Source organism: Cupriavidus sp. C1SS-2L, from assembly GCF_057073735.1.
In genome coordinates, this window is the sequence record NZ_CP172708.1 from 3,739,762 (window position 1) to 3,760,018 (window position 20,257).

17 protein-coding genes and 1 tRNA gene are annotated in these 20,257 nt (G+C 65.2%); 7 read left to right on the top strand and 11 right to left on the bottom strand.

Annotated elements, in window-relative coordinates:
* Positions 1 to 29: 29 nt before the first annotated feature.
* The 3 genes from ACIGJG_RS17380 (at position 30) to ACIGJG_RS17390 (ending at position 2,883) form a co-directional block, all read left to right on the top strand.
* Complete coding sequence (locus tag ACIGJG_RS17380; protein WP_041679750.1) at positions 30 to 332, top strand: 4a-hydroxytetrahydrobiopterin dehydratase; 303 nt, start codon at positions 30 to 32, stop codon at positions 330 to 332.
* Between the two features lie 174 nt (positions 333 to 506).
* Entirely contained in the window at positions 507 to 1,211 is a 705-nt protein-coding gene (locus ACIGJG_RS17385) for a response regulator transcription factor (protein WP_011299516.1), read from the top strand.
* Positions 1,212 to 1,254: 43 nt separating this feature from the next.
* Positions 1,255 to 2,883, top strand: a complete 1,629-nt coding sequence (locus tag ACIGJG_RS17390; RefSeq protein WP_011299517.1) for a sensor histidine kinase — start codon at positions 1,255 to 1,257, stop codon at positions 2,881 to 2,883.
* Positions 2,884 to 2,914: 31 nt separating this feature from the next.
* Here the strand turns inward: ACIGJG_RS17390 and ACIGJG_RS17395 are convergent, their stop codons facing one another.
* A complete protein-coding gene (locus ACIGJG_RS17395) occupies positions 2,915 to 3,433 on the bottom strand; it encodes an SET domain-containing protein (protein WP_011299518.1) in 519 nt (172 codons plus the stop codon).
* A gap of 1,125 nt (positions 3,434 to 4,558) precedes the next feature.
* Here ACIGJG_RS17395 and ACIGJG_RS17400 point away from each other — a divergent pair.
* Both ACIGJG_RS17400 and ACIGJG_RS17405 read left to right on the top strand, forming a co-directional pair.
* Positions 4,559 to 4,837 carry an HU family DNA-binding protein gene (locus tag ACIGJG_RS17400; RefSeq protein WP_011299519.1) on the top strand — a complete coding sequence of 93 codons (279 nt, stop codon included), beginning with the start codon at positions 4,559 to 4,561 and terminating at the stop codon, positions 4,835 to 4,837.
* A gap of 250 nt (positions 4,838 to 5,087) precedes the next feature.
* Positions 5,088 to 6,062: a DUF2272 domain-containing protein gene (locus ACIGJG_RS17405; RefSeq protein ID WP_041679751.1), complete on the top strand. Its 975-nt coding sequence runs from the start codon at positions 5,088 to 5,090 to the stop codon at positions 6,060 to 6,062.
* A 64-nt stretch (positions 6,063 to 6,126) separates the two neighbouring features.
* Here ACIGJG_RS17405 and dinB read toward each other — a convergent pair whose 3' ends face one another.
* The 3 genes from dinB to ACIGJG_RS17420 form a co-directional block, all read right to left on the bottom strand.
* Positions 6,127 to 7,221, bottom strand: coding sequence for a DNA polymerase IV (dinB, locus tag ACIGJG_RS17410; protein WP_011299521.1), 1,095 nt, complete (start codon positions 7,219 to 7,221; stop codon positions 6,127 to 6,129).
* 146 nt (positions 7,222 to 7,367) lie between these two features.
* Entirely contained in the window at positions 7,368 to 8,273 is a 906-nt protein-coding gene (gene rarD, locus ACIGJG_RS17415) for an EamA family transporter RarD (protein WP_011299522.1), read from the bottom strand.
* Positions 8,274 to 8,436: 163 nt separating this feature from the next.
* On the bottom strand, positions 8,437 to 9,570 hold the full coding sequence (locus ACIGJG_RS17420; protein WP_041679752.1) for a TRAP transporter substrate-binding protein: 1,134 nt from the start codon (positions 9,568 to 9,570) through the stop codon (positions 8,437 to 8,439).
* A 478-nt stretch (positions 9,571 to 10,048) separates the two neighbouring features.
* On the opposite strand from ACIGJG_RS17420, the gene ACIGJG_RS17425 reads away from it, so the two are divergent.
* Positions 10,049 to 11,707 carry a carbohydrate porin gene (locus ACIGJG_RS17425; protein WP_011299524.1) on the top strand — a complete coding sequence of 553 codons (1,659 nt, stop codon included), beginning with the start codon at positions 10,049 to 10,051 and terminating at the stop codon, positions 11,705 to 11,707.
* On the opposite strand, the gene ACIGJG_RS17430 is transcribed toward ACIGJG_RS17425, so the two are convergent.
* The gene (locus tag ACIGJG_RS17430; protein ID WP_041679753.1) at positions 11,691 to 12,440 is read right to left on the bottom strand and encodes an aquaporin; all 750 of its coding nucleotides are present in this window, start codon (positions 12,438 to 12,440) and stop codon (positions 11,691 to 11,693) included. The two genes, ACIGJG_RS17425 and ACIGJG_RS17430, sit on opposite strands and share 17 nt — an antisense overlap.
* Positions 12,441 to 12,785: 345 nt before the next feature.
* A complete protein-coding gene (locus ACIGJG_RS17435) occupies positions 12,786 to 13,406 on the bottom strand; it encodes a LysE family translocator (RefSeq protein ID WP_483672580.1) in 621 nt (206 codons plus the stop codon).
* A gap of 160 nt (positions 13,407 to 13,566) precedes the next feature.
* Here ACIGJG_RS17435 and ACIGJG_RS17440 point away from each other — a divergent pair, with 160 nt between their 5' ends.
* Positions 13,567 to 15,321, top strand: a complete 1,755-nt coding sequence (locus ACIGJG_RS17440; RefSeq protein ID WP_483672581.1) for a cellulose biosynthesis regulator YedQ — start codon at positions 13,567 to 13,569, stop codon at positions 15,319 to 15,321.
* A gap of 21 nt (positions 15,322 to 15,342) precedes the next feature.
* Here ACIGJG_RS17440 and ACIGJG_RS17445 read toward each other — a convergent pair whose 3' ends face one another.
* The 5 genes from ACIGJG_RS17445 to ACIGJG_RS17465 form a co-directional block, all read right to left on the bottom strand.
* A complete protein-coding gene (locus ACIGJG_RS17445) occupies positions 15,343 to 15,834 on the bottom strand; it encodes a hypothetical protein (protein WP_220631696.1) in 492 nt (163 codons plus the stop codon).
* Positions 15,835 to 16,054: 220 nt separating this feature from the next.
* A tRNA-Phe gene (locus ACIGJG_RS17450) sits at positions 16,055 to 16,130 on the bottom strand.
* A gap of 52 nt (positions 16,131 to 16,182) precedes the next feature.
* The gene (locus tag ACIGJG_RS17455) at positions 16,183 to 16,893 is read right to left on the bottom strand and encodes a response regulator (protein WP_140950428.1); all 711 of its coding nucleotides are present in this window, start codon (positions 16,891 to 16,893) and stop codon (positions 16,183 to 16,185) included.
* Between the two features lie 51 nt (positions 16,894 to 16,944).
* Positions 16,945 to 19,383, bottom strand: a complete 2,439-nt coding sequence (locus ACIGJG_RS17460) for a sensor histidine kinase (RefSeq protein ID WP_011299530.1) — start codon at positions 19,381 to 19,383, stop codon at positions 16,945 to 16,947.
* Positions 19,380 to 20,255 (bottom strand): DUF4390 domain-containing protein, encoded by an 876-nt coding sequence (locus ACIGJG_RS17465; RefSeq protein WP_011299531.1) that lies wholly within the window; start codon positions 20,253 to 20,255, stop codon positions 19,380 to 19,382. The genes ACIGJG_RS17460 and ACIGJG_RS17465 overlap by 4 nt, the downstream gene beginning before the upstream one ends.
* Positions 20,256 to 20,257: the final 2 nt, after the last annotated feature.

Consider the following 20,257-nt stretch of genomic DNA (forward strand, 5'->3'; position numbering starts at 1 on the left):
GTTTTTTCTTTTCACTGATCGAGCCCACTATGACACCTCTCTCGCCCCAGGCGCGCGCCACCCTGCTCGCCGAACTGCCCGGCTGGACCGACGTCGACAACCGCGACGCAATCCAGAAGCGTTTCACCTTCCCCGATTTCAACGCCGCATTCGCGTTTATGACACGCGTGGCCATCCAGGCTGAAAAGGCGGACCACCACCCCGAGTGGTTCAACGTCTACAACCGCGTCGACATCACGCTGTCGACCCACGACGCAAACGGCCTGACCCAGCGCGATATCGACCTGGCCCACTTCATTGAGCGCGCGGCGGCCTCGCTGCGCGTGGAGTAAGGCGCACGGGCTTCCGGTCGTCAGGGCTGTAGGCAAACCGAAAGGAAGACAAGGGCCTCGCCCTGTACAATCTGTGGATCGCGGTTCCGCGTGTGCGCCACGCCGCGCCTGCCGCCTCCTGTCTTCCTTCCCGGCTGATCCAGCCATGTCCGACGTCCTGCCCGAACTGCCGCCATGCGTATCCTGCTGATCGAAGACGACCGCCAGATCGCGAGCGGCGTCGAAGCCGGCCTGACCCGTGCCGGCCACCAGGTGCGCGTGGTCCATGACGGCGTCTACGCCACCGAGCACCTGCTGCGCGAGCAGCATGACCTTGTCATCCTCGACCTGGGCCTGCCCGGTATTGACGGCATGACGCTGCTCGCGCGCTACCGCGCCCGCAACCGCACCACGCCCGTCATCATCCTGACCGCGCGCGACGAGCTCGAAGACAAGCTTTCCGGCCTGAACGCCGGCGCCGACGACTACCTCGTCAAGCCATTCGCACTGCCCGAGCTGGAGGCCCGCGTGCGTGTGCTGTTGCGCCGCAGCCAGCACGGCGAAGCCGTACCCGATCGCGACGTGCGCCTGGGCCGGCTGCGCCTGTCCGGCAACGATCGCCGCATGTTCATCGACGGCAAGCCGCTGGAACTGTCGCCGCGCGAGTTCGCGGTGCTGGAACTGCTGCTGCAGCGCCAGGGCCGTGTGGTCAGCAAGGCACAGCTCCAGGATCACCTGGCCACCTTCGCCCACCCGGCCGGCGAAGGCGGCGACACGGTCGGCGACACCGCCATCGAAGTCTATGTGCACCGCGTGCGCAAGAAGCTCGAGGAAAGCGACGTCGAGATCGTCACGGTACGCGGCTTCGGCTACCTGCTGCAGGCCCGCGCCGGCCAATGAGCACGCGCCCGCGGCGCCGGCCGGCTGACTGAAATCCAGCGCCATGTGGCCGCGAACCCGCTCCTCACGTACCAACACCGATTTCGCCGAGTCGACGCAGTCGCAGAGCCGCCGCGGCATGAAGCAGGCGCCGCGCGTGGCGGCCAACGCCAGCCTGCGCGTCCACCTGCTGCGCGCGCTGGCCACGCCGCTGTTCGCACTGGTGCTGGTCAGCGGCTCGCTGTCTTACTGGCTGGCGGCGCATTACACCACGCAGGTGTTCGACCGCGCCCTCTATGGCGTGGCGAACAGCATCGCGCAGCAGATCCGCATTGCCGGGCCGCGGCTCGAGCAGGACATCCCGATGATCGCCCAGACGCTGGTCGAGGCCGAAGGCACCGACCGCATCTACTGGCGCATCCACGGGCCTGACGGCTTGATCGGCGGCATGGACACCTGGCTTGGCTACGGCACCGGCCAGACCACGCTGCACGACGCACGGCTGTTCTACGCCTGGTTCAGCGGCCGCCAGGTGCGCGCGGTGCGGCTCCCGGTCATGCTGCCCAGCCCGGCGACCGACGAGCTCGGGACCAATGAAGACGACAAGGTGACGCGCGGGCCGATCGTGGTGGAAGTGGCGGAGTTGCTGGACCGCCGCGAAACGGCGGCCAACGAGATCCTGCTGTCGGTGTCCGTGCCGCTGATCCTGCTGCTGCTCGTGGGCAGCCTGATCCTCTCGCACGTGCTCAAGGAAGAGCTAGTGCCGCTGCAGATCCTGACCGACAAGCTCAACCGCCAGACCGCGCGCTCGCTTGCCGCGCTCGACGAAACGCAGGTCCCCGCCGAGGTGGCGCCGCTGATCCGCGGCCTGAACGCGCTGTTGTCGCGCCTGCGTGATGCCCTCGACGCCCAGCGCAAGTTCATCGCCGACGCCGCGCACCAGTTGCGCACGCCTTTGACGGCGGTAAAGCTCCATGCCGATCGCGCCATGGAAGCCGATTCGCTGGATGTTGCCCGCCATGCGCTGCGCGAGCTGCAGACTGCCGCCGACCGGGCGGTGCGACTGTCCAACCAGCTGCTGTCGCTGGCGCGCGCAGAGCCGGGCCTGTCATTGGAGCGGCTTGGGCCGGTGGAATATTTCGACCTGGCGGAACTGGCGTTCGAAACCGGCGCGGAATGGGTGCCTCAGGCGCTGGCGCGCCGCCTGGACCTGGGTTTTGAAGTGCTGCCGGGCCCGACTTTCACGGGCGGCTCACCGGCCATGGTGCGCGGCAATCGCCTGCTCATGCGGGAAGCGCTGTCCAACCTGATCGACAACGCGGTGAAGTATGTGCCCCCAGGCGGGCGCATCACGGTACGCGCGGGCGGCGAGGCATTGGGCAACCGTGGCATGGCGGTCGTGATGATCGAAGACAACGGCCCCGGCATCGCCCCACAGCGGCGCGAGGAGGTCTTCAAACGCTTCTTCCGCGGCGACAGCCAGGGCGACCAGGCGCTGGCCACGCAAACCGCGGGTGCCGGGCTGGGCCTGGCCATCGTGCACGAGATCATCGGCCTGCACCACGGCACCATCCGCATCGAGGACGTGCCCGCTGCGGACGCCCCCGCGGAACCGGCCACAGGCGCCGAGCGGCGCGCGACCATGCGCTTTGTGATCCGTATCCCGTGCGAGGCTGCCGGCCTAGCCGCCTGACGCTTGCGGCGGGCAGGCTTTGCTTGCCCGCTTACTTCGACGACGTCTTGCCCTTCGGCGCCAGCATGGTGCCGCGGCAGTCCGGGCTGCCACAACGGCACTCGAATTCCTTCTTGAGCTTCTTCGTATAGCGGGCGTCAATCACCAACCCGTAGTCATAGAAAAGCTCTTCGCCGGTGGCAATGTCGCGCAACGCGTGGATGAACACGCGGCCCTTCTTTTCGCGCGCCTCGCAGTTCGGGGTACACGCATGGTTGATCCAGCGCGCGCGGTTACCGCCGAACTTGGCGTCGATCACGCTGCCGTCGTCCAGGCTGAAATAGAACGTGTGGTTGGGGTCGTTCGGATCGTGCGGATGGCGATCCAGGGCCTTCTTCCAGGAAATGTGCTCGCCCTTGTACTCGATTACGCGCTCCCCCTCTGCGATCGGCGCAATCGCGTAGACCCCCTTGCCATGCACGCCAGACTGGCGCACCTCGATGCGGTCGCTTGCCGACTTGACCGCCTTCTTTTCCTTGTCGCTGTCCTTGCGCTTTGCCTTGTCAGCCATTTGCCTTTCCGTGCTGGTCGCTACCGTTGCGTTGCCGGCGCCGGTTCAGTCGGCGCGATCGGCATGATACCGGGGTGCCATGGCCACCGTATACGCATGCCGGGCGCCAGGTGCCACGTATACGTCAAGTGACGCAAGAACGACGGCGTGGATGGCACGTTAACGCCTCTCGCGGTTTACGCGAAGGAGCCACCAATGTGGATAAAGCCGCCAGTTTCTGTGGATAAGAAGCCGGATTGCGTGTGGGCTGCCTGGGGCTGGCATGGGGACGCCACGGGAACAAGTCAGGACGTCGGGAAGGGACCTTCCGCATCAACCCCGAAGTCATCCACGTCCGCCAACACTGCGTCCCTGTAGTTCTCGTTTACGTAAACCTTTGATCCGCCTTGAGTTTACCGGCTTATCCACAGCGCGGACCGCCGTTTACCTACTACCACTATTTGTATACATGAAAAGAAAGACGTAAACCCAGTGGTCCGCCGCCGCCGGGACTCTGATGGCGGCAAGAATTCCCGGGCGGAGATAAACCAGCCTCGGCCGTATACGCCAACGAAGAGGGCGATTTCAGAAAACAACATGGATTGACGGCATCGGCGAGGTATACGCATGCGGCCGTATACGGCGTCGCCCGATCTTCGACCCGCTCCTCGGTCATTCGCGTTGCGAATGGTAAGAAAACGGAAACTGAGGAAACGCTCGATCCGCATGCAACATAGTGCATAGCCTTCCCATGGAAGGTCGCGGTAGAGAGAAGGCGGTGGCTCAAGAAACGCTTGTAAGGGCTTCAGAGGCCTTTGGGCGCCGCGCAGGGCAACTTCCCCACCCCGGAGAGGTCGTAGAGCACTGAAAGGCGTATACGGGCTCCAAGACGCTATTCCTGCTGGCAGGGTCAGGAAGACGTGGACATCACTCGCTGTGCCGGCTATAGGCCCCACGGAGTGACCCGGCTTTTGCGGATTCACGGCCTGATGCGGGCTTCCGGGAAAGGTCCTCGTAACAATCTCATCCGGTGCGCCTTGTCCGGCACGGTATCATGTGGCCCGCGACGTCTTTGCCGGGCCGGCCCTGCCATGGGCTGCCCGTGCCCGGACGTCTGTGTTTTATCAACTCGATACGGAGTGAAGCATGACGAAAACCGAACTGATCGACGCTATCGCTGCAGGTGTGGACGGTCTGACCAAGGCTAAGGCTGAACAGGCACTGAACGTGACGCTGTCGGCCATCATGGATGCCGTTGCCAACGGCGATACGCTGAGCCTGGTCGGCTTTGGCACGTTCAGCAAGGGTGAGCGCGGCGAGCGCATGGCCCGCAACCCGCGCACTGGCGAAGAAATCAAGGTGGAAGCAGCCAAGACGGTGAAGTTCAAGGCTGGCCAGAAGTTCAAGGACGCCGTCAACCAGTAATCCCGGGCATGCCCGGCGGGTCGCTGCCGCGCCCCGGTTTTGCATGACCCCGCCATGCCGCCACCGTGTCGTCCAAGGACGCAGGTGCGCGCCCGGCGGGGGAACGTTATCCACAGTACTCGTAAGATACTTCTGCAGAGCAATCTGCACCGCAAGCCGGCCCGTCCGCGGCTGGCCGGCCAGACCCGCAAACAGCCGTTCAGGCACGGTTGATCAAGGCCGTAGCGAATACGGCGCATCATGGGGCCATATGCTTCCACGATCGCACAAGGGCACCTTTCCACAGCGTTATTCACAGCGCTTTCCACAGCCGATTCCACAGGCTTCTCCACAGGTCCTGCGCCCGGTCTTATGCGCTGCGCTGGCGCTTGCCGTGCTGGCGGGCTGCAGCACTGTCAGCGAACCGGTGCGCCCGCAGGCCACTCCCCTTCCCGACATGGAGCGCCCCGTGACCACACCGGGCGCCACGGCGCGCGAGCGCATCGTAGAAATCGCCACGCAGGAATGGCGGCGCTGGGGCTCGCAGACTGTGCGGCTTGGCCGCGACGATTCGGCCTGCGTGACGTTCAGTCCGCTGCCGGCACCTCAGGTCGTGGCCACCTCGGCCACTCCTGATACAGGCGCTCCAGCGCACGGATCCGCCGACAGCGATGCAGAGGCGGACACCGACGGCGCAGGCTGCGTGTCGTTCCCGGACGGTACCGGCATGGAAGCCACGCCGCTGGGTTGTCAGATGGCTCAGCGCTACTGGGGGATCGTCGGGGAAGCGCCCAGTTGCGGGCAGGTCACGCAGCCGTCGTGGGCGTGGTCGGCCGTGTTCATTTCCTGGGTCTTGCGCAAGGCGGGGCTCGACGACCGCCAGTTCCTGACCGGCCAGTCACATTCGATGTATGTCGTGGATTCCCGCGACGGCATCCTGCCCCGGCCCGCATTTCACATCGAACCCGTTCCTGCGCTGCCGCGGCCCGGCGACATCATCTGCGCACCACGCGGCCGGGACAAGTACATCGACGACATCGCCGAGATCAGCTTTGGCACCACGCCCATGCATTGCGACATCGTGGTGTCGGTCGATCCTCCCGCGCGGCTTGTGAAAGCCATTGGCGGCAATGTCCAGCAGTCGGTGTCGATGGACGAGATCGAGCTCGGTGATTCAGGCAAGCTCGACGGCGTAACCAATTCGCACCTGCCATGGCTGCTGATCATGCGGAACGATCTGCAGTAGTTATTTGTGCGAAAAATCAGTGGTGTGGTTTTTTTGATTAAACAATTTGTCGGGTGAATGACAATCACGGAAACAGCTCAAGCTGTGTCCTGTCGCGATCGCTGGTCGCGACCCCTACCCCGAGCAACCGCACAGGCAAGCCGCGCCGGGCATGGCCTTCGGCAAGCAGCCGCGCATAGGTATCGCGGTCCGGTGCATGGCTGCGGCATTCGACGGTGGTCTGGCGGAAGTCCGAGAAGCGCAGCTTCACGGTGAGCTTGTCGATCGTGTCATGCGCCTGGGCCCGCACAATGCGGGCCTCCAGCATGGCGATCAGCGGTTCCAGTTCGGCCAGGCACGCTTGCAGATCCGGCAGGTCGTCGGCATACGTTTCCTCGACACTGATCGACTTGCGTTCGCGTTCGGGCGAAACCGTGCGGTGGTCAATGCCGCGGCACAGGTTGTAGAGCCGCGCGCCGAAGCTGCCGAACTCGCGGTGCAACCTGTCAGCGGGCCATGCGCGCAGGTCGCCGCAGGTTTCGGCGCCCAGCCGCTTGAGCTTGCCAGCCGTAACGGCCCCCACGCCATGGATCCGTCCGACCGGCAGTTCCGCGACGAATACGTCGACGGAAGCAGGCCGTACCACGAACAACCCGTCGGGCTTGTTCCAGTCGCTGGCGATCTTGGCGACGAACTTGTTCGGGCCGACGCCCGCTGACACCGTCACACCGACCTCCTCGCGCACACGCCGCCGGATTTCCTCCGCGATGCGCGTGGCGCTGCCATCGTGCTGCGGACACTGGCTTACGTCGAGGTAGGCTTCATCCAGCGAAAGCGGTTCCACCAGCGCCGTGTATTCACGGTAGATCGCAAAGATCCGCCGCGACACCTCGCGGTATTTGTCCATGGCCGGGCGCAGGATCAGCAGGTCCGGGCAGCGCCGCACCGCCTGCGCCGACGACATGGCCGAGCGCACGCCGAACGCGCGCGCCTCGTAGTTGCAGGTTGCGATCACGCCGCGGCGGTCGGGGGAGCCGCCTACCGCCATGGGGCGGCCCCGCAACGACGGGTCATCCCGCATCTCGACCGACGCGTAGAAGCAGTCGCAGTCGCAATGGATGATCTTGCGCTGGACGGCTGCTTCCGGGGGCGTGGATGGGTCGACGGGCATGATAGCCATGGATCGAGCAATGCCGATCCATTGATGCGAATTATTGTGAGGGGTTGATTGTCTTGTGTGTGATTAATGGCGTCGATGAAAACTGCCGACGCAGTAATGATTTCGTAGCCAATTTCATCTATACGATGAATCACACGGGTTCATTATTAAGCCACTTCATCTTTCGCGCTGATAGAAGTCGACCTCTGCCGCGCCGTGATCCACAGCCCTTCCGCTGCGTACAAGGCCAGCGATACCCAGATCAGCGCGTAGCCAAGCTGCTTCTGAGGCGGAAACGGTTCGTGCCACAGCCACACGCCAAGCAGTAGTTGCAGCGTCGGGCCCGTGTACTGGAGCAATCCAAGCAGCGACAACGGAATCCGGCGGGCGCCGGCGGCAAAGAACAGCAGCGGCACGGCGGTGACCGGGCCGGCCATCAACAGCAGGCATTGTGTACCTGGTGCTGCGTGCCGGAAGCCGTCCTGACCCGTTGCAAACAGGTAGCCAAGCGCAGCGGCGGCGATCGGGAACAGCAGCAGTGTCTCGAGCGACAGCCCTTCCAGCGCGCCAAGCGCGCCCGTCTTGCGCAGCAGACCGTAACCGCCGAAGGTGGCGGCCAGTGCCAGCGCAATCCACGGAAGCTGGCCCGACGCAACCGTCAGCCAGGCGACGCCAGCGGCGGCGACCACGATCGACAGCCACTGTCCCGGCCGCAGGCGTTCATGCAGGAACATCACGCCGAGCAGCACACTGAACAGCGGGTTGATGAAATAGCCGAGGCTCGCGTCGACCACGCGGTTGGCGGACACGGCCCAGATATAAAGAAACCAGTTGCCGCACAACAGCGCGGCGCTGGCGGCAAACGACACCAGCAGGCGCCGGTCCGTCACGACCTTGCCGAGCCATGCCCACTGGCGCCGGCTGGCCAGGATGATGGCCAGGAACGCCAGCGACCACACCATCCGGTGCAGCAGGATTTCGGCCGGCGCGATGCCTGGCAGCGATTTGATGTAAAGCGGGAGCAGCCCCCAGATGATGTAGGCCAGGAGCGCGTAAAGGATGCCGAGTTGCATGGAAAATTCCGGTAGATGCTGCGCGCGATTCTACCGGCGAGGGTGTTTTGTTGCCGGCGCCCGCAATGCGGCGGCATGCCAGGCGCACCAAGCAAAAACCCCGTGCCGTCACCGGAACACGGGGTTTGTGCAGGCAGGAGGCCGGTCTGCCTCCCGGCGTGCTTTACAGCTTGCGCGCGAAGCTGAACTGCGAGAACGCCTGCTCGGCCACGTTGAACCAGGCAGCCTCGTTGTTGCGGAACACGCGCCAGTCGTCATAGATCTTCTTGAACGACGGGTTCTTGGCGGTTTCGTCGGCGTAGGCTTCCTGGGTGGCCTTGAAGCAGGCCTCCATGATCTCCTTCGAGAACGGGCGTAGCTTCACGCCGTTTTCGAGCAGGCGGGCCAGCGCCTGCGGGTTCACCGTGTCGTACTTGGCCATCATCGTGGTGTGGGCCTCGATGGTGGCGGTTTCCAGCGCGCGCTTGTACAGCGCCGGCAGCTTTTCGAACTCGCTGGCCGAGGCGTAGAACGACAGCTGCGCGCTGCCTTCCCACCAGCCCGGGTAATAGTAGTACGGTGCCACCTTGTAGAAGCCGAGCTTCTCGTCGTCGTACGGGCCCACCCACTCGGCCGCGTCGATGGTGCCCTTTTCCAGCGCCGGGTAGATGTCGCCGCCGGCGATCTGCTGCGGCACCACGCCAAGGCGCGACAGCACCACGCCGGCAAATCCGGCGATACGGTACTTCAGGCCTTGCAGGTCCGCCACGGTCTTGATTTCCTTGCGGAACCAGCCGCCCATCTGTGCGTTGGTGTTGCCGCCCAGGAAGTTGACGACGTTGTATTCCTTGAAGAATTCACGCATCAGCTTCATGCCGTTGCCTTGCAGCATCCACGCATTTTGCTGGCGCGCGGTCAGGCCAAACGGCACGGTGGTGTCAAAGCACAGCGTCGGGTTCTTGCCGAAGTAGTAGTAACCGGCGGTATGGCCAATCTGGACGGTGTTGTTCTGCACCGAGTCCAGGACCTGCAGGCCGGGCACGATTTCGCCGGCGGCGAAGACCTTGATGTTGAACTTGCCGTCGGTCAGTTCCTTGACCCGGGTCGCGAGGAGTTCGGACGCGCCGAAGATGGTGTCCAGCGACTTGGGGAAGCTCGATGCCAGGCGCCATTCTACGGCGGGGTTGCTGCCGACGACGGCGGGGGCTGCTGGGGCGCTGGCAGCCGGTGCGGCGGCCTTTTCTTCCTTTCCGCATGCGGCAAGGGCCCCGGTAGCGGCCACTGCCGACGCTTTCAACAGGAAGGAACGACGTTGCATTGACTTCTCCTCTTTTATAGATATTTGGTGCGGATGGGCCTGGGACGCCGATCGTGTCATCGCGCCTTGCGCCGAGCCTTGACGCGCCCGCGGCGGGGTTGGTGCCGCGCGCAACGCAGTGCCTGTTACGGACGGGAACCCTGGTGATGCCGGGACGATGTGCAACCGACGCGATGCAACCGCTGTTGAGGCACCCGTTCGTAACAAGGCCGCGGCTGTCTTACCCGAAAGACAAGCCCACCGATTATAGCGGTGCCTTTTTCTGCACGGAGCCCTGCAGAAGTCCGGGTTTTCGCTAGTTCTTTCGCGTGATTTCGGCGCGCTGACGCATCGTCCGGCATGTGGCGGACATTCGGCTTTTCGTATTGTGAGAAGGCACACGCAGTGATGGATTTTGTAACCCGTCTTGCAGTCAAATCGTGCGGCTGTTAAAAAAAGACCCCCGTACCGGCGGTCTGGCCGCCTGGTCGTTCGTTGCATGCTGTCCCGACTCCCTGTTGCCTCCTGTCGTTGCTTTCCCCGCCGCCGCCTGAGTGCCGCCGTTCTGGCCGCCTGGGGGATGGTGGCTTGCGCGCAGACGCAGCAGGGCGCCCAGTCCCTCTCCATCACCCCGCCTCGCATACAGGATGCGCGCCCCGCGCCTGCCGTGCTGGCCATGGCGACGCCCCAGGACGATCCGCTCGGCGCCCTGATCGCCGGTGAGACGCCTCCTGCTGCCGCGGCACCGCAAACGGCGCCTGCACCGGCACCCGCCGAGGCATCGGCCGGTGCGCAGGTGGCCGGTGCGCAGGTGGCCCAAGCCGCCGCGCCGGTCGACGACACGTTCGTCGGCCCGCCTGATTCCGCGGCTCCGCCTGCCCCGCCTACCCCACCCCTGGTGCTGTTCCCGTCGCGGCTCGGGCATTTCGTGGCTGAACCCCCGGCCGAACCGATTGCCGATGCGGCCAGCGCCGAAGAGACGCCATCAGACGCGCCGCCGGTGCTGCGCTCGCAGTTGCCGGCCGACGATGCGGCGGTAGATTCGGTCTGGCGACTCAGCTACAGCGGCCGTGCCGCCGCCGAGGACCGCGACGCCACCATGCGCGCGTGTGCCGGCGGCGCGCTGTCCACCGGCATCGGCCACGGTCTGGCGTGCCGCAGTTCGGGCGAGGTGAGGATCCGCGAGTCGGTGCTCAACCTCGACGGCGGCGCGCAGGTCATGCTGATCGCCCAGGCCCGCGGCACCGATGCGACCTCGGTCAACGGCCGCCCCGCCGCCGTCGATCCCTACGCGCTGGTGCCGCAGTTCTATACGGCGGTGAGCGGCCTGTCGGTGCTCGACGGCGCCACCATGTGGGCCGGCCGCCGCGACAGCAGCCCGTTCCTGATGTCGTCAGGCCTGCTGCCCCCGAATTCCACGGCCATGCGCTTCGGCGTGGACAATGCACGCATGATCGGCGATGTCGGCCTGAGCTACCAATACACGGCCCGAAACGAGCAGAACGGACAGAACCAGCCGAGCTACCACTCGGTGCGCACGGCGCCGATCACGACCAACGAGCAGGGCTCGGTGCAGCTTGGCTTTACGCGGGTCGAGGCCCAGTCGCTGGTCGCCGATTCCGGCAGCGCGTGGTGGGCGTCGGCGCTTCATGAACAGAAAGGTGTGCTCGCCGGGACCAACCGTGTCGGGCTGCAGTTCGGCTCCGGCGCCCGCAGCGCCATGGCAGGCTACACGGGCATGGGCCCGGCGCTGTCGCGCGTGCGCGTCGCGGAATCGCTCGAATGGAAGGGCCGGTCCGGCCTGGGCGGCTCGGTCGAATCGAGCATGCAGTTCGATCGTTCGCCCATTGGCACGCTGCAATGGGCCGCCACGCGGATCCGTCCAGCCTATGTGGCGAGCGACCAGTTCAAGATGGTTTTCGAAGTTGCGCGTGACCAGATCTCGTCAGGCTTCGGCGCGAGCGGCCAGCGCACCGCGCTGACGATCGCGCCGACGCTGACGCTGGGCAAGTCGGCGGGCAACGCGAACCTGCGCGCGTTCTATACCTACAGCCGCGCCAACGACGTGGAGGGCATCGCGTTCACGGCGCCGGCCGAGGCCTGGGCCACGCAGAACAGCGGCTCGATCTTCGGCGTCCAGCTCAATCGGCGCTGGTAGCGGCCGGCTTGCCCGCGCGCCAGCGCGCAGCGGTTGCGCGCTTTTCCCCGCGTTCCGCCCTTTCGGGGATCTCTGCCGGCTTGCGGCACAGCCAATGGAACAACAGCGTGGCACTGAGCCCGCCCGCAATCTGCGCGAGCACGAAGCCCGGCACATCGACCGGTCGGATACCCGTGAACGTGTCGGTCAGCGCGCACGCAATCGTCAGCGCCGGGTTGGCGAACGAGGTCGATGACGTGAACCAGTAGCCGGCGGTGATATAGCCGGCCACCACGAACGGCACCAGACCCGGCCGGCTGCGCAGTGTGCCGATGCCTACCCCGACCAGCCCGAACGTCGCCACGAACTCGCTCCACCACATCGGCAGCCCGGTGCGGCTGTGCGCGGACCACGCCAGCGCCGGTTCGCCGAACATCGCATGCGCGGCCAGCACGCCGGCAATGCCGCCACCGATCTGCACGGCCGCATAGCCGAGCGCGACGCGCGGCGAGAGTGCGCCCTGCACCAGTGCCGACAAGCTCACCACCGGATTGAAATGTCCGCCCGACACCGGACCCAGCGCCACCAGCAGCGCCACCAGCCCGGCGCCGGTAGCCAGCGCATTGCATAGCAAGGCAAGCCCGACATTGCCATCGGCCAGCCGCTCGGCGCGGATGCCCGACCCCACCACCACGGCGACCAGCAATGCCGTACCCAGTCCCTCGGCCACCAGCCGGCGCGAAAGCGTACTCACTGCTGCGCTCCGGTCGTGCGGATGGTCATGGATCGGGTCAGGCGGGACGGTCGCGTCGCGCGGCACAAGGTCATCGGGGGCATGTCTGGCCAGGGTGCGGGCATGTCCTGACGGGCAGGACGACAAGCCGAAAGAGAGGACGACAGTGGCGTGGCAGCGGGATGCGCAACGTCGCCTGAGACGACGCCTCGATCGGGGGCAAACCGGCGCGCACGCATGGCGAACCGGCACGCGAAGTGTTCCGCTGCGGGCGACGGGCGTCAATGCGCCCGCGCGATGTTATGAACAGACGGCAGGTATCGAATCAGGCGCAGGAGAGCACCGCAGGGCGCGATTGCGCTGGCCTCAGCGGTTGCTCGCGGCGAGCTTCAGACCGAAGCCCACCAGCGCGATGCCAGCCAGCCGCGTGGCCACCTTGCGCGCGAACGGGAGCGCCTTGAGCTTGCCGGCGATGGCGTTGCCGACGAGAACCAGCCCGGCCTGATACAGCAGGCTGATCAGCGTGACGTGGGCCATCATCGCGGCCAGCGTCAGCGGGGGCGAATCGGGCCGCAGGAACAGCGGGAAGAACGCGACGAAGAACAGGATCACCTTGGGATTGGTGAGGCTGACAGCGAATCCCTGGCGCAGGTACACCTTCGCGGTCTTGCGCGGTTCCGGTGCCGCGGGCACATCGCTGATGCGCGCGCGCAGCAGTTGCACGCCCATCCAGCACAGGTAGGCCGCGCCGAACCACTGGAGCCCCTGGAACAGCAGCGGGTTTGCCTTCATCACCGCCGCCAGCCCCGCCACGGCAGCAACCATGAACGCCAGGTCGCCCAGCAAGGTGCCCAGCACCGCACCCATGCCCGCGGCGACGCCGTTGCGCGCGGTGGCGTTGAGGATCGCGATCGTACCCGGACCGGGAATGAGCTGGAACACCAGGATCGCAAGCAGGAAGCTGTAATAGTTCTGGATGTCGAACATGAAAGTTTCCGGTGGATATTGCCGCGCAGGGGGGCGATCAGGCATGGTACTGCACACCGGCCCGGTGTGCGCCGCGCGTTCATGCTGTCCTACACTGAGCTGTTTGCCACGTCCCACTGACCTGCCGGGCAAGGCCCGCCATCAGACAGGAGAGCGCCCCATGTGGCGTCGTTCGCTGCCGCAGCCGCGCTGGCTGCCCCGTCTTGCGGTCATGCTGCCCCATCGCGTGGTGGTCGGCTGTTTCGCCGTGGTGTTGCTGCTTGCGTTGGTGGTTGGATTGCGCGACGTGTACCTGGTGCGCGAGCGCGACCTGCGGGCTCGCCAGCACAATCTCGAACTGCGCGCCCTTGGCGTCGAAGCGGTGCTGGAAGGCGAACGGCGACGGCTCGAGTACCTGAGCACCTACGCGGAGCGTCTGTTCGAGATCCAGGCGAGCGCGGATGCAGTGGCGCCCGATGCGGCGATTCGCCAGGCCTACGCGCAGCGCAATGCCACAGTCTGGCAGATGAAGCTGCCACTGGATGGCCCGGCCCTGATCGGCGTCGGCCCGGCGGGACTGACAGGCCTGCGCAGCTTCGACCGCCGCGACCCGGATCTCATGGCCGATCTGTACGTGGGACGGATGATCAGCGAGCTGCTGGGCCTCAGCATCCGCGCGGACCACGTTCAGGGCAACGCGATATTCATCTCAAGCAACGGCTTCTTCGTGGCCTACCCGGCGATCAACCCGGCCGTGGCCCCAAGCATGATGCAACGCTTCGACAGCATGCCGTACTACCGTGGCCAGACGCCCGAGGTGAATCCCGGCCGCGAGCTCTACTGGGTACCCATGTACGACGATTTCCAGAGCAAGCGGCGCATGACCACGCTCAGTGTGCCGATCTATGCCGGCCAGCAGTTCCGCGGCGTCGTGGCGATCGACGTCGAGCAGAAGCGCCTTGACGAGCTGCTGCGTGCTGCCAGCGATCCCGGCGCGGTCCAGTACATGATGAACGCCCATGGCGATGTGCTGGCGATCAGCGATGACCCGGTCCGAAAGGTACAGAAATGGCCCGACGCCGTACCCGGGAACTGGAAGGATTTCGCGCCAGCGGACCTGTTCGCACGCGGTAGCGGCATGGTGAAGCACGACGGCGACTATCTGCTGTTCCATCGCGCGCCGCAGAGTCCCTGGCTGCTGATGGACCTGGTGCCGGCGCGCAAACTCTACGCGAGCATGTTCGCGAGCATGAGCCGGCCGCTGCTGATGATCTGGGTGCTGCTGCCCTTGCTGCTATGGATCACGCTCAAGGTCGTGACGCAGCTGTTCGACCATTACATCGCGCTCGGTGAAAAGCTGCAGGAGATCGCGCGGCAAGACCCGCTTACGGGGCTGGCCAACCGGCGCCGCATGCGCGAACTGGCGCAGTCCGAATTCGAGCGCCAGAAGCGCGACGGCCAGCCGCTGGCACTGGTCATGATCGATATCGACTTCTTCAAGAAGGTAAATGACCACTGGGGTCATGCGAGCGGCGACAAGGTACTCGTCGAACTCGCCCGCACGATGCGTGCAAACCTGCGCAACGTCGATCAGCCGGCGCGGCTTGGCGGCGAGGAGTTCGCCGTGCTGATGCCAAATACGAGCCTGGCCGAGGCCGCGCAGAGCGCGGAGCGGCTGCGACGCGCCATCGCGGCATGCGTGGTCGAAGCCGACCTCGAGGCCTGCGTCGAACGGGCCGACCGCATCATCCGCTTCACCATTTCCGTGGGCGTCGCCGAAGCGCGGGGCGAGGCTGCCGACGGTGTGCCGATGACGCTCGATGGCCTGGCCGCCATCGCCGACCGGCGTCTCTACGACGCCAAGACGCAAGGCCGCAACCGCGTGGTCAGCGACGACAACGCGCACGCTGCGGCTGTGCCGCAGGTGCAGGCGTAATCTGGGGAGGGGCAGCTGCGCTCAGCGCAGCAGGAACGCGATGTCCTCGACGCCGATCCGCGCGACCGGAATGCCTCGGCGCCGCTGGAACAAGATGTGCTGCTGCACGCGGCTGCGCTGCTCGGCAAATTTGGCGGGATCGATCGGCGTGCCGATGCGCATGTAATGCTGCACCAGCAGCTTGTACGCGCGGTGGCGGATTTGCAGGGTCTCTGTTTCCGCGCGCAGGCGCTTCATCTCGGCCGGACTGCGGTCCACGGCCTGGTGCAGCTCGTCGACGGTGCGTTGGTGCAGTTCGCGGTAGACATCGCGTTCGGCTTCGGCGTGGTGGAGTTCATCGCGCAGGGCGCGGATCTTCTGCTGCAGCTTCAAGGTCTGCGCCATCGTCTGTTGCACATTCCTTGCCGCACCGAGTGCCTGGCTGGCCGCGGCCATCGTGCTCTTCCAGATGCCGCGCTCGGCGGTGTCCGATTCCTGCGGCCAGCCGATTCCTGCTTCGGACAGCGTATCCATAGTGACCCCCAGTAAAAACAGTCTGACCCGGCCGCGCATTCTGTGCACGCGATTCCGATTCCCGTCGTGTGTCAGTCAATCGTAGAGATATGTCTATCGACCGCCAAGTCAAAAGTTTTTAGATCTGGTTTGTGCCGGGCGAACGGATGGCCGCGTGCTGAACCTATGGGAGGATGCAAAAACAAAAAGCCCGACTCGAAGAGTCGGGCTTTTGATGTTCTGGTGGCCTGGGACGGAATCGAACCGCCGACACAAGGATTTTCAATCCTCTGCTCTACCGACTGAGCTACCGGGCCAAAGAAGCGAAACTATATCAATGGATTCGGCGCCCGTCAAGCGTTCGTTGCATCACTGCTCCGCAGGTTCCTGCTTGTTGCGGCCCAGCTCCACGCCAAGCTGCTTGAGCTTGCGGTAGAGGTGCGTACGTTCCAGTCCGGTCTTCTCGGCCACGCGCGTCATGCTGCCGTGTTCGCGCACCAGGTGGTACTCGAAGTAGGCACGCTCGAACAGGTCCCGCGCCTCGCGCAGCGGCATGTCGAACGAGAAGTGCATTTCGGCTTCGGGCGGGCGCGCGGCATTGCTGCCGTTGGCCGCGGCGTCGAGGCTGGCCTCGGCAGAGGCCGGTGCCAATGCGGTTTCGATAGCCGGCGCCGCCGGTGCGGGCATTGCCGCGGGCGCTGCGCGCGGGCGTTCGATACCACGGGCCAGGCCCTGCTCCACCGCCGACAGCAGTTTCTGCAGCGCGATCGGCTTTTCCAGGAAATTCAGCGCGCCGATCTTGGTGGCCTCGACCGCGGTGTCGATGGTGGCATGGCCAGACATCATGATCACCGGCATTGTCAGCTGGCCTTGCGCGGACCACTCCTTGAGCAATGTCACGCCATCGGTGTCGGGCATCCAGATATCGAGCAGCACGAGATCAGGGGTCGTGCCCGCACGGTATTCGCGTGCCTGCTGCGCGTTCTCGGCGACTTCGACCACATGGCCTTCGTCGCTCAGGATTTCCGAGAGCAGTTCCCGGATTCCCATTTCGTCATCGACTACGAGGATCGTTGCCATACTTCCCCTCTTAACCCCACCAAAGCGTTCCGTGACGGACCGCCAAGTTGACTATGCCAGTTTAACGAACAGGATCGAGATCTGTGCACCGACGATCTCGGCACCTTCCATTCGATTGCGCAGTTCAATGCGCGCGCCGTGTTCGTCAATGATCTTCTTTACCATCGCCAGCCCGAGCCCCGTACCCTTGGCCTTGGTGGTCACATAAGGCTCGAACGCACGGCTCAGGATGCGAGGTGCAAAGCCCGGACCATTGTCCGCAATGGTTAGCTTGACTGCCTGGCGGTTTTCGCCGGCAGAATCTTTATATTCTACCGTCTCGGTGTGTAGAGCGATATGGGGCGCCGCCCTACCAGCCGCGACGTTCTCGGCCGCGGCATCCTGCGAGTTCTGCAACAGGTTGTGGATCACCTGGCGCAGCTGTGTCGGATCTCCCTTGATCTCGGGAAGGTCCGCGTTCAGCGTCGCATGGATCACCGGATGTTCATGTACCGCCGGGTCATCGATGCCATACAGGTGCAGCACTTCAGTCACCAGCGCATTGATCTGCAGCGACTGCAGCATGGCGGGCGGCGTGCGCGCATAGTCACGGAAATCGTCCACCATGCGTTTCATCGCCGCCACCTGGTTAACGATCGTGGCCGCACCGCGCTTTAGCACCTCGGCGTCTTTATCCTCGAGTTTCGGCGAAAGCTTCATCTGCAGGCGCTCGGCCGAGAGCTGGATCGGCGTGAGCGGGTTCTTGATCTCGTGTGCGAGGCGCCGTGCGACCTCGCCCCAGGCTACCGACCGCTGCGCCGAAATCACGTCGGAGATGTCGTCGAACACGACCACGTAGCCAGGCTCGTCACGCTCGCCGCCGGGCAGGTGCGCGCCACGCACGAGCAACGTCAACGGCTGCTCTTCATGGCCCTGCGGAAGCTCGATCTGCTTTTGCCAGTGCTCGGCGCCGCCCAGCACCTCGCGCGTGTTCTGGTCGGAAAACGCCTGGCGCACGATCTCGCCGAACGGCCCCATGCCTGGAATCTGCTCGACCGGCAGTCCGAGCACGGCCGCGAACGGCTGGCGGAAGATGCGTTCGGCGCCGGGGTTGGCGGTAATCAGTACAAAGCGCCGGTCGAACACCAGCACGCCTGCAGTCAGGTTCTGCAGCACGCTTTCCAGGTACGCCTTGGACTGTTCCAGCGCCACGCGGTTCTCTTCCACGGCCAGGCGCGCTTCGGCAAGCTGGCGCGTCATCTGGTTGAACTGCTGCGTGAGCATGCCGAGTTCGTCGCGGCTCTTCAGTTCGCGCTTGGGCGAGAGGTCGCCCTCGGCCACTTCCTTGGTTCCCTGCAACAGCATCAGCAGCGGGCGCGCAAGCTGGCCGCCGAGCAGCAGCGCGAGCATCACCGCGATGAATACGGCGAGGAACAACGTGAGCGTCAGCGTGCCGATATACATCTTGCGCAGGCCGGTGCGGCCCAGCGCCTTTTCCTGGTATTCCTGGTAGGCACGCTGCACTTCGTCCGCATTGCGCGCGAGAACGGCCGGCACGGGATGCACCACCTGCAGGTAACGTTCCTCGCGCACGGTGTCGCCCACGAGGCCGAAGCCGCTCGATGGCGAGTCTTCGGGCCGGCGTTCCACCGACAGGCCGGAACCCGCCCAGCGGGCCTTTGGCGCGGCGGCGACACGTGGGGCGCTGGCTGCGGCTGCGGTCGTGTCGCCCGCTGGCGCCGCGCCGAGCGGAATGATCACGCGCAGGCGGTACAGGTGGCTGCTGTCGACGCGCGGATCGGGGTGGTTGCCATCCACGGATGGGTCCGTACCGCCTTCGACGGCAGCGTAGCCGCCCGCCAGCCGTGCCTGCTCGGCGAGCACGCCAGAAGGCAGGTCCGGTACCAGTGAGGCATAGTTGCTCGATGCCGTGGCCAGCACGCGTCCGCTGCCCGTGAAGATCGCGGCTTCCTGCACGCCGTATTGTTCGCGCAGACGGTTCAGTTGCAGCGAGGTGGCCATGCCCGACGGGCCGCTCAACTGCTCGGCCATCAGGCGCGCCTTGCCCTGCAGGTCGGCCAGCGCGCTGTCGATCGTGGAGCGGCCCAGGTTCAGGCCTGCTTCGAGCGCGGTTTCCACACGCACGTCGAACCACGATTCGATGCTGCGTGAAACGAATTGCAGCGACACCAGGTAGATCAGCACGCCGGGCAGCACGCCGACTACGCCGAAGAACACGGCGAGCTTGGTCATCAGCCGCGTGCCGAACTTGCCGCGGCGATAGCGCAGCCATAGCGTGACCGCGAGCGCACCGACGGTGATCACCAGCAGTGCGCCGATCACCAGGTTGACCTTGAACAGCAGCGTGAAGTAGCGGTCGAAGAATTCCGTGTTGGCCGATGCGCCGGCCAGCAGGCCGACCAGCACGAGAGCAAGGAAAACAATGATCCCGGCTACCACCCGGTAGAGCACGCGACGGAACCGGCTGTCCCAGAGACCGCTGGTGTTCATGGCTGGCCCGGCACCGACTGCACGAGCGTGGCAGGCGACAGCGCTGTCGACACCGCCTGCACGAAGGGGCCGATGCGCGGATCGGCCGATGCGGACGGCGCCGAAGCGGGCATCGGTGGCGATGCCGGCATGGCCGGTGAAGCTGGTAGCGCGGGCGCGGTCACAGGTGGTGAAGGCGGCGGAGGTGGCGGAGGTGGCGCAGGTGGCGGCGCGTTCAGATCGGTCGGCACGGTATAGATGAAGCGGCGCCAGTCCGAAGCAAGGTTCCATTCACGCGTATTGACCGCATTGATCTGGAACGGTTTGGGCAACTGGGACAGGTCGAGCTTCATGCGCACTTCCGCATGGTAAGACTCGCCGGGTTTGACCGCGTTGCGATCGAATACGCGCCAGCCATGCACGCGCTGGATAAACTGCAACGCGCTCTTCAGCCGCGGGAACGGAAGCTGGAGGCCGCCGGTGGAAACGCGGTACTGGCGCGTCAGCGGCTGGTATGAGAGCCGAATGGTACGGCTGGTATTGACGGGCTTTTCGTCGAACCAGTACCAGCGCGGACGGCTCAACTGGAACTCGACCGTGAAGTACAGCGAGATGCCTTTGTTCAGCGCGTCTTCCAGTGGCGGGGGCAAGTCGAAGTCAAAACTCGCAGTCAGTTCGAAGCCGTTGTCCTGGTATTCGATGCGCGCCTCGGTGGCCTCGATGACTTGCGCGCCGACGGCGCCAGGCCACAGCACCAGGCAGGCCAGCACCAGCACCAGGGCCGCGCATGCGCGCCGCAACAGGGTGGCAGTATCACTGCACCACGCCCCGGCAACCGTGTGCGCTTGGTCGGCAGGGGCGCGGAAGGCTGACAGGCGCAGCGTGCTCACCATCG

Bases quoted from the DNA above. Each gene is read 5' to 3' on its own strand.
- ACIGJG_RS17380 (WP_041679750.1), top strand. From the start codon at position 30: ATGACACCTCTCTCGCCCCAGGCGCGCGCCACCCTGCTCGCCGAACTG.
- ACIGJG_RS17385 (WP_011299516.1), top strand. From the start codon at position 507: ATGCGTATCCTGCTGATCGAAGACGACCGCCAGATCGCGAGCGGCGTC.
- ACIGJG_RS17390 (WP_011299517.1), top strand. From the start codon at position 1,255: ATGTGGCCGCGAACCCGCTCCTCACGTACCAACACCGATTTCGCCGAG.
- ACIGJG_RS17395 (WP_011299518.1), bottom strand. From the start codon at position 3,433: ATGGCTGACAAGGCAAAGCGCAAGGACAGCGACAAGGAAAAGAAGGCG.
- ACIGJG_RS17400 (WP_011299519.1), top strand. From the start codon at position 4,559: ATGACGAAAACCGAACTGATCGACGCTATCGCTGCAGGTGTGGACGGT.
- ACIGJG_RS17405 (WP_041679751.1), top strand. From the start codon at position 5,088: ATGCTTCCACGATCGCACAAGGGCACCTTTCCACAGCGTTATTCACAG.
- dinB (WP_011299521.1), bottom strand. From the start codon at position 7,221: ATGGCTATCATGCCCGTCGACCCATCCACGCCCCCGGAAGCAGCCGTC.
- rarD (WP_011299522.1), bottom strand. From the start codon at position 8,273: ATGCAACTCGGCATCCTTTACGCGCTCCTGGCCTACATCATCTGGGGG.
- ACIGJG_RS17420 (WP_041679752.1), bottom strand. From the start codon at position 9,570: ATGCAACGTCGTTCCTTCCTGTTGAAAGCGTCGGCAGTGGCCGCTACC.
- ACIGJG_RS17425 (WP_011299524.1), top strand. From the start codon at position 10,049: ATGCTGTCCCGACTCCCTGTTGCCTCCTGTCGTTGCTTTCCCCGCCGC.
- ACIGJG_RS17435 (WP_483672580.1), bottom strand. From the start codon at position 13,406: ATGTTCGACATCCAGAACTATTACAGCTTCCTGCTTGCGATCCTGGTG.
- ACIGJG_RS17440 (WP_483672581.1), top strand. From the start codon at position 13,567: ATGTGGCGTCGTTCGCTGCCGCAGCCGCGCTGGCTGCCCCGTCTTGCG.
- ACIGJG_RS17445 (WP_220631696.1), bottom strand. From the start codon at position 15,834: ATGGATACGCTGTCCGAAGCAGGAATCGGCTGGCCGCAGGAATCGGAC.
- ACIGJG_RS17455 (WP_140950428.1), bottom strand. From the start codon at position 16,893: ATGGCAACGATCCTCGTAGTCGATGACGAAATGGGAATCCGGGAACTG.
- ACIGJG_RS17460 (WP_011299530.1), bottom strand. From the start codon at position 19,383: ATGAACACCAGCGGTCTCTGGGACAGCCGGTTCCGTCGCGTGCTCTAC.
- ACIGJG_RS17465 (WP_011299531.1), bottom strand. From the start codon at position 20,255: ATGGTGAGCACGCTGCGCCTGTCAGCCTTCCGCGCCCCTGCCGACCAA.